13 protein-coding genes are annotated in these 12,365 nt (G+C 65.0%); 7 read left to right on the top strand and 6 right to left on the bottom strand.

The features are described 5' to 3' along the window. Nucleotides 1-9 precede the first annotated feature (9 nt). The gene (locus tag AC3WL2_RS20435; RefSeq protein WP_046854026.1) at nt 10-1,281 is read left to right on the top strand and encodes an Hsp70 family protein; all 1,272 of its coding nucleotides are present in this window, start codon (nt 10-12) and stop codon (nt 1,279-1,281) included. A gap of 34 nt (nt 1,282-1,315) precedes the next feature. Here AC3WL2_RS20435 and AC3WL2_RS20430 read toward each other — a convergent pair whose 3' ends face one another. From AC3WL2_RS20430 to AC3WL2_RS20420, 3 genes are all read right to left on the bottom strand, one after another. After that, the gene (locus AC3WL2_RS20430) at nt 1,316-2,323 is read right to left on the bottom strand and encodes an AI-2E family transporter (protein ID WP_046854025.1); all 1,008 of its coding nucleotides are present in this window, start codon (nt 2,321-2,323) and stop codon (nt 1,316-1,318) included. 70 nt (nt 2,324-2,393) lie between these two features. Continuing rightward, entirely contained in the window at nt 2,394-2,678 is a 285-nt protein-coding gene (locus AC3WL2_RS20425) for a PsiF family protein (protein WP_046854024.1), read from the bottom strand. Between the two features lie 64 nt (nt 2,679-2,742). Continuing rightward, nucleotides 2,743-3,531 carry an AraC family transcriptional regulator gene (locus AC3WL2_RS20420; RefSeq protein WP_102683964.1) on the bottom strand — a complete coding sequence of 263 codons (789 nt, stop codon included), beginning with the start codon at nt 3,529-3,531 and terminating at the stop codon, nt 2,743-2,745. A 141-nt stretch (nt 3,532-3,672) separates the two neighbouring features. Between AC3WL2_RS20420 and AC3WL2_RS20415 the strand changes: the two genes are divergently transcribed. After that, nucleotides 3,673-4,566 carry a DMT family transporter gene (locus tag AC3WL2_RS20415; protein ID WP_102683963.1) on the top strand — a complete coding sequence of 298 codons (894 nt, stop codon included), beginning with the start codon at nt 3,673-3,675 and terminating at the stop codon, nt 4,564-4,566. Here AC3WL2_RS20415 and AC3WL2_RS20410 read toward each other — a convergent pair. After that, entirely contained in the window at nt 4,547-5,437 is an 891-nt protein-coding gene (locus AC3WL2_RS20410) for a lipase family alpha/beta hydrolase (protein WP_102683962.1), read from the bottom strand. The genes AC3WL2_RS20415 and AC3WL2_RS20410 overlap by 20 nt on opposite strands. A 122-nt stretch (nt 5,438-5,559) precedes the next feature. Here AC3WL2_RS20410 and osmE point away from each other — a divergent pair, with 122 nt between their 5' ends. Next, entirely contained in the window at nt 5,560-5,901 is a 342-nt protein-coding gene (osmE, locus tag AC3WL2_RS20405) for an osmotically-inducible lipoprotein OsmE (protein ID WP_102683961.1), read from the top strand. Between the two features lie 6 nt (nt 5,902-5,907). Next, nucleotides 5,908-6,465 carry a ferritin-like domain-containing protein gene (locus AC3WL2_RS20400; RefSeq protein WP_023631202.1) on the top strand — a complete coding sequence of 186 codons (558 nt, stop codon included), beginning with the start codon at nt 5,908-5,910 and terminating at the stop codon, nt 6,463-6,465. 92 nt (nt 6,466-6,557) lie between these two features. Here the strand turns inward: AC3WL2_RS20400 and AC3WL2_RS20395 are convergent, their stop codons facing one another. Then, nucleotides 6,558-8,624, bottom strand: a complete 2,067-nt coding sequence (locus AC3WL2_RS20395) for an AsmA family protein (protein WP_102683960.1) — start codon at nt 8,622-8,624, stop codon at nt 6,558-6,560. Nucleotides 8,625-8,959: 335 nt separating this feature from the next. On the opposite strand from AC3WL2_RS20395, the gene AC3WL2_RS20390 reads away from it, so the two are divergent. The 3 genes from AC3WL2_RS20390 to AC3WL2_RS20380 all read left to right on the top strand — a co-directional run bounded on the left by AC3WL2_RS20390 (nt 8,960) and on the right by AC3WL2_RS20380 (nt 11,359). Continuing rightward, nucleotides 8,960-9,415 carry a phage infection protein gene (locus AC3WL2_RS20390; protein WP_102683959.1) on the top strand — a complete coding sequence of 152 codons (456 nt, stop codon included), beginning with the start codon at nt 8,960-8,962 and terminating at the stop codon, nt 9,413-9,415. Nucleotides 9,416-9,537: 122 nt separating this feature from the next. Beyond that, nucleotides 9,538-10,170, top strand: coding sequence for a TetR family transcriptional regulator (locus AC3WL2_RS20385; RefSeq protein ID WP_102683958.1), 633 nt, complete (start codon nt 9,538-9,540; stop codon nt 10,168-10,170). Nucleotides 10,171-10,270: 100 nt separating this feature from the next. Then, nucleotides 10,271-11,359 (top strand): AGE family epimerase/isomerase, encoded by a 1,089-nt coding sequence (locus AC3WL2_RS20380; protein WP_102683957.1) that lies wholly within the window; start codon nt 10,271-10,273, stop codon nt 11,357-11,359. 52 nt (nt 11,360-11,411) lie between these two features. Here AC3WL2_RS20380 and AC3WL2_RS20375 read toward each other — a convergent pair whose 3' ends face one another. Next, complete coding sequence (locus AC3WL2_RS20375; protein ID WP_023629361.1) at nt 11,412-12,179, bottom strand: SDR family oxidoreductase; 768 nt, start codon at nt 12,177-12,179, stop codon at nt 11,412-11,414. Between the last annotated feature and the right edge of the window lie 186 nt (nt 12,180-12,365).

Here is a 12,365-nt window from a genome sequence, read left to right as displayed (position 1 = left end):
GCTTTCTCCATGTCTGACGTATCCCCGGCCCGTGCCCTCGGCATCGACTTCGGTACCTCCAACTCCACGGTCGGCTGGCACCGCCCTGGCGCCGAATCGCTGATCGCCCTGGAAGACGGCAAGATCACCCTGCCGTCGGTGGTCTTCTTCAATATCGAGGAACGTCGCCCGGTATATGGCCGCCTGGCCCTGCACGAGTACCTGGAAGGCTACGAAGGCCGCCTGATGCGCTCGCTCAAGAGCCTGCTGGGCTCCAAGCTGATCAAGCACGACACCAGCGTGCTGGGCAGCGCCCTGCCGTTCAAGGACCTGCTGGGCATGTTCATCGGCGAGCTGAAAAAGCGCGCCGAAGCCGATGCCGGCCGCGAATTCGACCAGGTGGTGCTCGGCCGCCCGGTATTTTTCGTCGACGAAGACCCGGCCGCCGACCAGGAGGCCGAGGATACCCTGGCGGAAGTTGCGCGCAAGATCGGCTTCAAGGACGTGTCGTTCCAGTACGAGCCGATCGCTGCGGCGTTCGACTACGAGTCGGGCATCAGCCGTGAAGAGCTGGTGCTGATTGTGGATATCGGCGGTGGTACCTCGGACTTTACCCTGATCCGCCTGTCGCCCGAGCGCCACCTGGTGGCCGAGCGCCAGGACGACATCCTCGCCACCGGCGGCGTGCACATCGGCGGTACCGACTTCGACAAGCAGCTGAGCCTGCAGGGTGTGATGCCGCTGTTCGGCTATGGCAGCCGGATGAAAAGCGGCGCGCTGATGCCCACCAGCTACCACCTCAACCTGGCCACCTGGCACACCATCAACGCCCTGTATGCGCAGAAGTCGCAGCTGGCCCTGGGCAGCATGCGCTACGACATCGAGGACACCCTGGGTATCGACCGCCTGTTCAAGCTGATCGAGCAGCGCGCCGGGCACTGGCTGGCGATGGAGGTGGAGGCCAGCAAGATCGAGCTGACCGAGCGCGACAGCCGGAGCATCGACTTTGGCCGGATCGAGCCGCAGCTGTCGGCCGAGCTGACCCGGGCACTGTTCGAAGATGCAATTGACGGTTTGCTCGAGCGCGTGCGCGGCAGCGTGAGTGAACTGCTGGCCAAGGCGGGCGTGAGCGAAAGCCAGGTGGACACGGTGTTCTTCACCGGGGGCTCCAGCGGCATTCCGGCGCTGCGCAACAGCGTGGCGGCGATGCTGCCCAATGCGCGGCATGTGGAAGGCAATATCTTCGGCAGCATCGGCAGCGGTCTGGCGATCGAGGCGCGCAAGCGCTACGGCGTGCTCTGATCGATTTGGGGCCGCTTTGCGGCCCCGGTGATCCTCAGACCAGCTCAGCCCGCTTCAACTCGCTCTTCAGGTAGGCGTAGTAGATCGGCCCCGCCACCACCCCCGGCAGGCCGAACGCCGCCTCGAACACCAGCATCGCCAGCAACAGCTCCCAGGCCTTGGCACTGATCTGGCCGCCGACGATCCGCGCGTTGAGGAAATACTCGACCTTGTGGATAACGATCAAGTACCCCAGCGCCGCCATCGCCACCCAGATCGACAGCGACAGGCCGACGATGGTGATCAGGGTGTTGGACATCAGGTTGCCGATCACCGGCAGCAGCCCTAGCAGGAAGGTCAGCACGATCAGGGTCTTCGTCAGCGGCAGGTGCACGCCGAACAGCGGCAGCACCACGGCAAGGAAGATGCCGGTGAAGAAGGTGTTGAGCAACGAGATCTTGATCTGCGCGAAGACGATGTTGCGAAACGCCTGCACCAGCAGGCTCAGGCGCTCGAACAAGGCCGCGGCCAGGGGCTTGCGCCGGGAAATGTCGGGGATGCGCTGCAGGGCGACGATGGCGCCGAGGATCATGCCGATCAACAGGGTCACGAACATGTGCGCCATGCCCTTGCCGACCAGCTGCAGGTCGCTCAGGTGGCTCTTGATCCACTCGCCGATGGCCACCTTGAACTCGGCGGCGCTGGCCGGCAGGTAGGCTTCGATGAACGGCGGCAACTGGCCACGGGCACGCTCGACCAGGCCCATGAACTTGTCCAGCGAGGCGCCGGGGTTCTCGGCCTCGTGCAGGAGGAAACTGAAGGCGCCGGCAATCAGCAGGGTGAGCGTGCTCACCACCAATGTGCCGAGCAGCGCCACCGCCAGCCAGCGCGCACGCTGCCCGGCGATCAGCGGCTGCAGCCTGGGGGTGAGCATGTTGACCAGCTCGAACACCAGCAGGCCGGCGAGCAGGCTCGGCAGCAGCTTCAGGGGCAGCGCCAGCAACAGGCCGGCCATGACGATGATCCAGCTGGCCAGGGTGACCTGGCGGGGGGTGAAGGTCATACAGCCTCGACGGCAGACAGCGGAAAGTCCCGCAGTCTGCCAGCCTTCACGGCAGAGGCATAGGCGCAGGTCATTTCTTCTTCAGGCAGTCGCTCATGAAGGTCTTGCGCTCGTCGCCCTTGAGCGCCTTGGTGGTGGCATCGGCGTTACAGGTCTTCATCTTCTCCTGCTGGGTGGCGGCAGGCTTGGCCTTGAGGCAAGTGCTCATGAACGCCTTGCGCTCGTCGCCCTTGAGCGCCTTGGCGGTCGCGTCGGCGTTGCAGGTCTTCATCTTTTCCTGTTGCGCGGTGGCGGCGAATCCTTGCCCCGCGATCAACATGCCCAACACCAGCAGGGGTACGTGCAGCAGCTTCATGGAGTGGTCTCCTTGCCTGCGCGCCGGATGCGCGCTCGTCGCAGCTGAGTGTAGACAAGAATTTTTACATCTCTGTCCGCGCCCGCCGTCGGTACTGTTCCGGCGTGCACTGGGCCTGGCGCTGGAACATGGCGATGAAGGCCGACGCGCTGCTGTAGCCGAGGTCGAAGGCGATGGCCTGGATCGCGGTGCCCGCCTCGAGCGCCTCGATGGCGCGCAGAAAGCGCAGGCGCAAACGCCATTCGCCGAAGCTCATCCCCAATTCACGCAGGAACTGCCGGGCCAGGGTGCGTTCGCTGACATGCACCTGCGCGGCCCAGTGGGCCAGCGGGCGGTTGTCGCCGGGCTCGCCATGCAATCCTTCAAGCACCTGGCGCAGGCTGTCGCTGCGGGCGAACGGCAGGTAGCAGGTCTGGGTCTGCGCCAGGTGCAACTGGTCCAGCAGCACCTGTGCCAGGCGCTGGTCACGCTCGTCCCGGGCGATGCGCAGGTCGCGGCGGGCGAAGTCGCCGAGGATCGCCTTGAGGATGTCGCTGATCACCAGGCTGCAGGGTTGTGCAGGCAGCCCGGCACACAAGCTGCGGTCAAGGTAGACCGAGCGGTAGACGATGGCCTGGGGGTTGTAGCAGCCATGCTCGGTATCCGGCGGCACCCACACGGCGTAGTGCGGCGGCGAGATGAAGCGCTGGCCTTCGACGTCCAGGTGCATCAGGCCATGGGACGCGTAGTTGAGCTGGCCCCAGGGGTGACGGTGCGGGGCGCTGTGGGTGTCGGCACCGAATTCGTCGTAGCGAAAGTACACCGGGGCCGGGAGCTGGTCGAAGCGCGGAATGTCGAGGTACTTGCGGGCCATGCTGTCTGCTTCGCGGGGTCGGTTGTCTGGATGGAAGTATAGGCATGCAAGCAGACAAGCGATAATACCCGCCGTCACACCCTCCCTGCACGACCAGGCAAGCCCGCTCCTGCAGGGGACACCCGTTACTTGAGAGTCCCAATGAACTACCTCTTCCCCCTCATCGCCATCCTCATCTGGGCCGGCAACACCGTTGTCACCAAGATGTCCGCAGGGGCCATCTTCCCGGCCGAGATCGGCTTCTACCGCTGGTTGCTGGCCGGCCTGTTGTTCACGCCGTTCCTGCTGCCCCAGGTCTGGCGAAACCGCGCGGCGATCCGCCCGCACCTGGGCAAGGTGTTCGTGCTGGGCGTGCTGGGCATGGCCATCTACCAGAGCCTGGCGTACTTCGCCGCCAGCATCACCAGCGCCACCAACATGGGCATCATCCTCTCGCTGATGCCGCTGATGTCACTGGCCCTGTCCATCGCCTGGCTGGGCCAGCGCCTGAGCTACGGCGCGCTGCTGGGCGCGATCGTGTCGTTCTTCGGCGTGCTTGAAGTCGTCTCGGCCGGGCAGCCCGGCACGCTGCTGCACCAGGGCCTGAACAGTGGCGACCTGATGATGCTGGTGGCCACCCTCGCCTATGCGCTGTACAGCTTCCTGCTGAAGAAATGGCAGCTGCGCCTGCCGCCGCTGCAATTGCTCTACCTGCAGGTGCTGGTGGCGATCCTGGTGCTGCTGCCGCTGTTCGTGCTGTCACCGAAGACCGGGCTGAACGGCCACAACCTCGGCCTGGTGCTGTATGCCGGCCTGCTGGCCTCGATGGTCGCGCCGCGAGTATGGATGCAGGCCGTGCATCGCCTGGGCCCGAGCCGCACCACGCTGTTCTTCAACCTGCTGCCGGTGGTCACGGCGGTGATCGCCGCCGTGGTGCTGGACGAGCAACTGGCCAGTTATCACCTGGTCGGCGGCTTGCTGACACTGGTCGGCGTGCTGCTGGCCGAGCGCTGGACAACGCCAGTACGGCGCACGGTCACACCCCCGCGGCCTTGAGCCGTGCGGCATGTTCGGTGAACAGCCGCACCGGTTCGGCGCCCTTGCCCACCGCGCCGAGGGACTGGTTGACGATGTCCAGGTGGTCGAGCGGATAGTCGTCGCCGATCACCTGGCCCAGGTGCGAGCTGAAGCGCCCGACCATGCCGTCGCAGTGGCCCTTCTCGCGCACGAAGCTGCGGGCAAACAAGCGGCAGAAGCGATTGCTGCCGTCGAAGCGGTTCAAGCCCTGGTCGGTGCGGCCCGGCTGCAAGGTGCCTGACCAGGAGTAGTAACGCACGCCGTTCACCTCGGCCGGCCCCTCGCCGCCCCAGACCTCGGGCAGCCCCTGTGGATAAGCCTGGTTGAACAGCGCCACCCCGGCGCTGGTCAGCGACTGGTGCGAGGCATGCACGTCGATCGGCAGCGGATCCCGGCGCCAGCCGGTCTCCAGCCAGCCCAGCAGCACGGCGAAACCATGCAGCACGGCCTTGAGGATGCGCCCCTTGGCAGAGTCGCCCGGCGCCGTGCGTTCAAGGTGGTCGGCCAGCTCCGAGCCATGGTTGGGGCCGGCCACCGAAGTCACCGAGGCCACCCGGTCTGGCCGCTTCGCCGCCGCATAGCGGGCACTGAGCGCGCCCTGGCTGTGGCCGATCAGGTTGACCTTCTCGACCCCCGTCCGCTGGCAGATATCCTCGATGATGATCAACAGCTGCTCGCCGCGCACCTCACTGGAATGCAGCGGCGATATCTGCACCGGATATACCTGCGCGCCGCCCCGGCGCAATGCCGGGACGATGCCGAACCAGTAGGGATACAGCAGTGCCCGCACGAAACCGAGCATGCCCGGCACCAGCACCAGTGGATAACGCGTGGCCAGTTCCTGACTCATCACCCTGCCCTTTTCCATGGACGACCGGCCCACACTACAGCGTGCCCTGCGTCATTCGCAATCGAACTCCCGGCGCGCTGCGCGGTTCCAAGCAGAACAGACCCTGAGCAAGGAGCGGGACCATGTACAAGCACACCCTGGCCATCCTTCTGGCAAGCGCGACCCTCGCCGCCTGCGGCAGCCGCCCGGAAAACCCGGTGGACTACGTCACCTACCGCGACGAGCCGCTGGTCAAGCAGGTGGAGCACGGCATGACCATGCAGAAGGTCATCGCCATCGGCGGCAGCCCGTCGAATGTCAGCGACCTGCCCCACGGCGGCACCTGCAACGACTACATCCTCAACCGCGATGGCCAGCAACAGCCCTATTACGTGCGCTTCGACGCCACCGGCCATGTCGACGCCAAGGGTTTCAAGACCTGCAAGCAACGCCAGGAAGACAGCGACGCCGTCCACGGCGCATGACACCCCATGACCACCCTGATCCTTTCGGAGATGAACATGAGCGTTGAACTGACCGATGTGAAAACCCTGCGCGAACGTGCCCGCCAGCATGTCGAGCAAGGCGCGGTGACCGAGGGTTACCACGCCGATCGCGAGAAGATCCTGCGCCTGCTCAACGAGTCGCTGGCCACCGAGCTGGTCTGCGTGCTGCGCTACAAGCGTCACTACTTCATGGCCAGCGGTATCAAGGCCAGCGTCGCCGCCGCCGAATTCCTCGAGCACGCCACCCAGGAAGCCGAGCATGCCGACAAGCTGGCCGAACGCATTGTACAGCTGGGCGGCGAGCCGGACTTCAACCCCGACAACCTGACCAAGAATTCCCATGCCCAGTACGTGGCGGGCAGTTCATTGAAGGAGATGGTGCTGGAGGATCTGGTGGCCGAACGGATCGCCATTGACAGCTACCGCGAGATCATCCAGTACATCGGCGATAAAGACCCGACCACGCGGCGCATCTTCGAAGACATCCTGGCCCAGGAAGAAGAGCACGCCGACGATATGTCGGATCTGTTGCAGGGCTTGTAGTGTTGGGGGCGCTGTGCGCCCCAATCGCCGGCAAGCCGGCTCCCACAGGCGATCGGTGATAACTGTGGGAGCGATCGGGCCGCAAAGCGGCCCTACTTCTTGGCCTTCACCGCCGCCGGCGCCTTGCCGGCGCGCATCTGCTGCAACAACGGCGTGCACTGGTTGGGCACATCGCCGCTGCTCGGCGCGATCAGCGCCAGCAATCCCGCCGCCGGCCCCGCCACCACACCCAAGGCCACCATCCCCGCACCGCGCAAAGCCAGCGGTACTGCCTGCACGCCGGCACTGGGCTTGGCAAACGGCCCGCGCACATACAACGGCGAGCGCAGCGAGAACAGCCGCAACCCTTTCGATTCCGGGGTGATCTTCAGATCCAGTTGCTCGCTGGCGAAATTGGCCGTGCCGTTAATGTAGATGATCGCGTTCTCGGTATCGAAAACGAACAGGCGGGTGGTCGCCAGGCCCTCCTTGATGCCGACATCGGCCGCGGCACAGTTGATCTTCACTTCCTCATCGCCAAACAGCTTGCCGATCACGTAGTTGCCCACGTTGAGCCCGGCGATCTCCATCAGACTGCGGCTGATGGCGCCATCGTTGATCAGCAGGCGCAGGTCGCCGTTGGAAGTGCCGAGTAGCGCCGCCACCGAGTTGCCCCGGCCACTGATATCGGCGTCGCCGTTGAGCTCGCCGAAGCTGGTCTGCATGGGCGCGAAGCTGGGGAACAACTGCTTGAGCTTGAAGCCCCGGGCGGTGAGCTGGGCGCGCCCCTGCATCGGCGTGCTGCGCCCGTCCAGGCGGATGTTGGAATCGAGGTTGCCCCCGGCCACGCCGAAGCGCAGCGGTTCCAGGCGCAGCAGGCCGTCCTCGAGAATCACGTGGGCAGACAGGTCATTGAACGGCAGTTTCTCGCTGTGCACGATGCGCTTGCCGGCGAAGGTCACGTCGGCATCCATCGTCCGCCAGCGCTCGGTGCGGAACTCCTCTACCGGCAACACCTTGTTGGCCGGCTGCTTGCTGGCGCCGCCGCGGGCCTTCTGCTCGGCGTTGGAGTCGGCGCCGATCAGCGGTGCCAGGTCCTTGAACAGCAGTTGATTGGAGACCAGGTTGCCGGACAGTTTTGGCCGGGGCTGGCTGGCGACGAAGGCCAGGTCGCCGTGGATATCACTGTCGCCGATCTTGCCGTTGAAGCCTTCATAGCGGAAATGCGCGCCCTCGGCGGCATGCAGGTTGGCGCTCAGGTGGCCGTCGGTGGCGTAGGGTGGCGTGTCGGGCAGGGTCACGCCGGTCAGCGGGTAGAGGTTGCCCAGGCTGCTGCCGGAGAGTTTCAGGCGCAGGTCGAGGGCACCCAGGCTGCGCGGATCGGTCAGGGTACCGGCAAGGACGACATGGGTATCGCCGATGCGCACGTCGGCCTGCAGCGGGAAGGGTTGGCTGGCATCCTGCAGCGCCAGCAGGCCGCCGATCTTGCCGGTGCCGGCCACTGCCTGGCCCTTGTAGCGCCCCTGGGCCTTGAAGCCGAAGGCATAGTCCTGGGCGTTGCCGGCCTTCTCGGCGCGGGCCTTGCCGACGATGTCGCTGAACGGAATCGGCTTGCCCAGCGGGTCGACCTGCACTTTCATGCTGGTTTTCAGGGTCTGGTCGTCGAAGCTGACATTGCCCTGGTCGAAGCCGATCGCGCCGATGTCCAGCACCCACTTCGACGGCTCCTCGTGCTCATCCTTGGGCCCGAAGTCGAATACCCAGTTGGCCCGGCCATCGGCCAGGCGGGTGAGGCTGGCACTGGGCTTGACCAGGTCGATACGCGGAATGCTGATGCGCTGGACGATCAGCGGCAACGGCGCCAGGCGAAAATCCACCCGCTCCAGGCCCACCATGCGCGGTTCCTTGAGCCATTCGGGGTTGCCCAGGGTGAGATTTTCGGCGGTGAAGTGCGGCCAGGGCACGAAGGCACGCCAGCCGCCCTCCTCGGGTTCGGTGCGCCAGTGCACCGCGAGGTTGCCGTTGATCGCGAAAGGCCGGTGCAGGGCTTCGGAGACTTTCTCGTTGAGCAGCGGCTTGACGCGGTTCCAGTCGAAGGTGGCGATCACCACCACCAGGATTGCCAACAGGGTGGCCAGGGTGGCGAAGGTCCAGACGATGATTCTGGCAGGGCGCGTCATTGCGTGATTCTCCTGACTGCATGGAAGGCGGCGCGACGATGGCACTCATTATGTCGGACTGATGAAAACCCGCCGGGTTTAATCCGCGCAGCATGATAACCAAGATTTTCCTGACGATTTTCTCAGCTTTTGGTCTACGGAGCGTGGCAGTGTTACCGGGGAATCGGCGTGCCTCAATACTCGGCGCATCGCCGAAAACATTGAGCCAGAGCGCTCCACGCACAGTATCAATGCCGTCGATTGTTACCATTATCCTGATGAACTTTTCTCTGGAGTTACCGGGCGTAGCATTGGCTCCGTACCCACTTTCCAGCCCCCCAGAGGAGCACCGAATCATGAAACGCCATCTGCTGCTGAGCCTGACCCTGTCCGTACTTGCTGCCAACGCCTTCGCCCTGCCAGCCGAAGACCAGCACCTGAGCGCCGAATCGCGCTCCAGCGCCATCACCGTCAGCCAACCACTGAACACCCTGGCAGAAGGTGGCGCCGAGCGCCTGCAGGAACGCGCAGGCCGCGTGGCCGAAGGCGGTGCCGAACGCCTGCTCGAACGTAACAACCGTGTTGCCGAAGGTGGCTCTGATCGCCTGATCGAACGCAATGACCGTGTCGCCGAGGGTGGTTCGGATCGCCTGATCGAACGCAATGACCGTGTCGCCGAAGGTGGTTCCGATCGCCTGATCGAACGCAACGACCGTGTCGCCGAAGGTGGTTCCGATCGCCTCAACGAACGCAACAACCGTGTAGCCGAGGGTGGCTCGGATCGCCTGGTCGAACTCAGCCGTGTGAGCTGATCGCCATGGCCGAAAACAACAACCCTCCGTACGGTAGCTGCTCCCCTCCAAGCCCGGTCCATTGACCGGGCTTCGTTTTTCTATCCAGAATGCCCAGCCGTACAGTCATAGAAGCCTGCCCCATGCTGCCGCGCGCCGAACAGAAGCTACAAACCCGCCAGGCCCTGCTGGATGCCGCCTGCCTGCTCATGGAGAGCGGCCGGGGTTTCGGCAGCATCAGCCTGCGCGAGGTGGCCAAGGCCGCCGGCATCGTGCCCACCGGTTTCTACCGCCACTTCCCCGACATGGACGCTCTGGGCCTGGCCCTGGTCGCCGAGGTGGATACCACCTTCCGCCAGACCATCCGCCTGGTGCGCCATAACGAATTCGAACTGGGTGGCATCACCGATGCCTCGGTGCGCATCTTCCTCGACGTGGTCGCCGCCCACCGCGCGCAATTCCTGTTCCTCGCCCGCGAGCAGTACGGCGGCTCGCAACCGGTGCGCCAGGCCATCGCCCGCCTGCGCCAGGACATCAGCAGCGACCTGGCCACCGACCTTGCGCGCATGCCGCGCTGGCGGCACCTGGACGGCGCCGCCCTGGCGGTGATGGCCGACCTGGTGGTCAAGACCGTGTTCGCCACCCTGCCCGAGCTGATCGACAGCCCCGAACCAGGCCATGCACAGGCGCTGACGGCACAGGAAAAGATCACTCAGCAGCTGCGCTTCATCTTCGTCGGTGCGCGGCACTGGCAGGGCCTGGGCAATCCCGGCTGAGATTTTCGCCCAGGCCGGATCGTGGCAGCGGCGGTGCCCCACGAACCCCTTGTCACTTCTGCTACCATGGCGCCCTGCCCGATCGTCCACGAGCGCCACCATGTCCGACCCCCGTCCCGCACTGACCCATTTCCAACAGCACTTCGCCGAGCGCATCGTGCCGCTGTGGCAAGGCCCGGGCTGGAACGCCGACATGGCCCTGCCGTACGAAGCCCTGGACACCCAGCACCGGCCACTGCCGGTGCAACGCTACCGGGCCATGGCCTGCGCCCGCCAGCTGTACCTGTTCAGCAGCCGCATCGAACAACCTGGCGCGGCCGAACGCGCCGCGGCATTGTTCCGTTCGTTGCAGAAGCACTTCCATGACGCCGAACATGGCGGCTGGTTCTACAGCATCGACGCCCAGGGCAAGCCGCTGGACCGGCGCAAGGACCTCTACACCCACGCTTTCATCGTCTTCGCCTGCGCCCATTACCTGGGCAAGGTCGGCGAAGGGCTGGTGGAAGCCACGCTCAATGGCGCCCTCGAGGTGATCCACGAGCAGTTCGCCCGCGACGATGGCCTGTACGAGGCCAGCCTGGGTGAGGACTGGTCAGACCTGGGCAGCGGCCCGCTGCAGAACCCGCAGATGCACCTGGCCGAGGCCTTCCTGCAGGTGCTGGCCGTACGTGAGGACGACGACGTTCGCGATTCGCTGCTGCAGCTGTGCGAAGCGCTGCAGGCGCAGTTCGTCGAACCGGCCCATGGCCTGATGCTGGAGAAGCCGCGCGGGGCTGTGGATAACTGGTTCGAGCCGGGCCACCAGTTCGAATGGTTCTACCTGCTCGACACTTCCGAGTTGCTGCGCGGTACTGCGCTGCATGCCTCCATCGAGCGGGCCTTCGACTTCGCCGAACAGTGCGGCGTGAAGGATGCTGCGGTACTGGCGATGCTGGATGTGGACGGCAAGGTGATCGACGCGACACAGCGTATCTGGGCCCAGGCGGAGTACCTGCGGGCACTGGCCCTGCGACCGGGAAGCGAGACGCGGCTGCTGGAGCAACTCACGGCGCTGGAGTCACGCTTCCTGCATGAAGGCGGCTGGCATGAGTGCCGCGATGGCGAGGGGGCAGTGAGCCGCCATGACATGCCATCAACCACGCCCTATCATTTGGCGACCTGCCTCGAAGGTCTGCAGCGCCTGATCTGACGCTATCGCGGGGCGGTGCGCCGATGCGACTTGCCCCGCGATCATCGGCGAATCAGCCTTTTGCCGACCGGTCGATCGAGAACCCTGCCCAGTCCTGGCTCACTGGCATCAGCTCAAGGCTGTTGATATTGATATGCGCCGGCTGGTTGAGGATCCAGAAGATGGTCTCGGCGATGTCCTGCGGCTGGATCGGCTCGGCGCCAGCGTAGGTGGCGTCGTACTTGGCCTGGTCGCCGCCGAAACGCACCAGCGAGAACTCGCTTTCGCACAGCCCCGGCTCGATGTTGCTGACCCGCACGCCAGTGCCGCGCAGGTCGCAGCGCAGGCTCAGCGAGAACTGGCCGACGAAGGCCTTGGTGCCGCCATACACATTCGCGCCCGGGTACGGGTAATTGCCTGCCACCGAACCGACATTGAGGATCGACGCGCCGCGCCCGTGGGCGATCAGGCGCGGCAACAGCAAGCGGGTGGTGTACATCAGGCCCTTGATGTTGGTGTCGACCATGGTTTCCCAGTCGTCCAGGCTGCAGTTCTGCGCCGCATCCACACCCAGTGCCAGGCCGGCATTGTTGACCAGGCCCTGGAGCTTGTCGAAGCTCGGCGGCAGGCTGGCGATGGCGGCCTCCATGGCCTGGCGATCACGGACATCGACCACCAGCCCATGCACCTCGGTCTTGGCCGAGAGTTCTTGGCACAGCGCATCCAGGCGCTCCTTGCGGCGACCGGTGAGCACCAGCTTCCAGCCAGCATCGGCGAAACGGCGGGCGGTGGCCTCACCGAAACCGGAAGTCGCGCCAGTGATGAATACGGTGGACGTCATGCTCTTCTCCTTGGGTGTGCTCGGCAGGCCTTGCAGCATGCCCGGCGCAAGCGTTGTCGACAACCGTTTCAGCCACTGGTCAAAAAACGTACAGACGCTGAAAAGCCCCGTGATTGCGGGCTTTCGTCAGGCTATGCGCATCTTATCCACAAGGCTTTCCCCACAGATTGGGGGCAACTTGTCGGT

Source organism: Pseudomonas sp. FW305-96, assembly GCF_058783825.1.
This window is presented reverse-complemented; position numbering and strand designations above follow the sequence as displayed.

Coding starts and splice junctions, on each gene's coding strand:
- AC3WL2_RS20430 (WP_046854025.1), bottom strand. CDS start 2,323: ATGACCTTCACCCCCCGCCAGGTCACCCTGGCCAGCTGGATCATCGTC.
- AC3WL2_RS20410 (WP_102683962.1), bottom strand. CDS start 5,437: ATGAGTCAGGAACTGGCCACGCGTTATCCACTGGTGCTGGTGCCGGGC.
- AC3WL2_RS20375 (WP_023629361.1), bottom strand. CDS start 12,179: ATGACGTCCACCGTATTCATCACTGGCGCGACTTCCGGTTTCGGTGAG.
- osmE (WP_102683961.1), top strand. CDS start 5,560: ATGTACAAGCACACCCTGGCCATCCTTCTGGCAAGCGCGACCCTCGCC.
- AC3WL2_RS20400 (WP_023631202.1), top strand. CDS start 5,908: ATGACCACCCTGATCCTTTCGGAGATGAACATGAGCGTTGAACTGACC.
- AC3WL2_RS20380 (WP_102683957.1), top strand. CDS start 10,271: ATGTCCGACCCCCGTCCCGCACTGACCCATTTCCAACAGCACTTCGCC.
- AC3WL2_RS20385 (WP_102683958.1), top strand. CDS start 9,538: ATGCTGCCGCGCGCCGAACAGAAGCTACAAACCCGCCAGGCCCTGCTG.
- AC3WL2_RS20435 (WP_046854026.1), top strand. CDS start 10: ATGTCTGACGTATCCCCGGCCCGTGCCCTCGGCATCGACTTCGGTACC.
- AC3WL2_RS20425 (WP_046854024.1), bottom strand. CDS start 2,678: ATGAAGCTGCTGCACGTACCCCTGCTGGTGTTGGGCATGTTGATCGCG.
- AC3WL2_RS20390 (WP_102683959.1), top strand. CDS start 8,960: ATGAAACGCCATCTGCTGCTGAGCCTGACCCTGTCCGTACTTGCTGCC.
- AC3WL2_RS20415 (WP_102683963.1), top strand. CDS start 3,673: ATGAACTACCTCTTCCCCCTCATCGCCATCCTCATCTGGGCCGGCAAC.
- AC3WL2_RS20420 (WP_102683964.1), bottom strand. CDS start 3,531: ATGGCCCGCAAGTACCTCGACATTCCGCGCTTCGACCAGCTCCCGGCC.
- AC3WL2_RS20395 (WP_102683960.1), bottom strand. CDS start 8,624: ATGACGCGCCCTGCCAGAATCATCGTCTGGACCTTCGCCACCCTGGCC.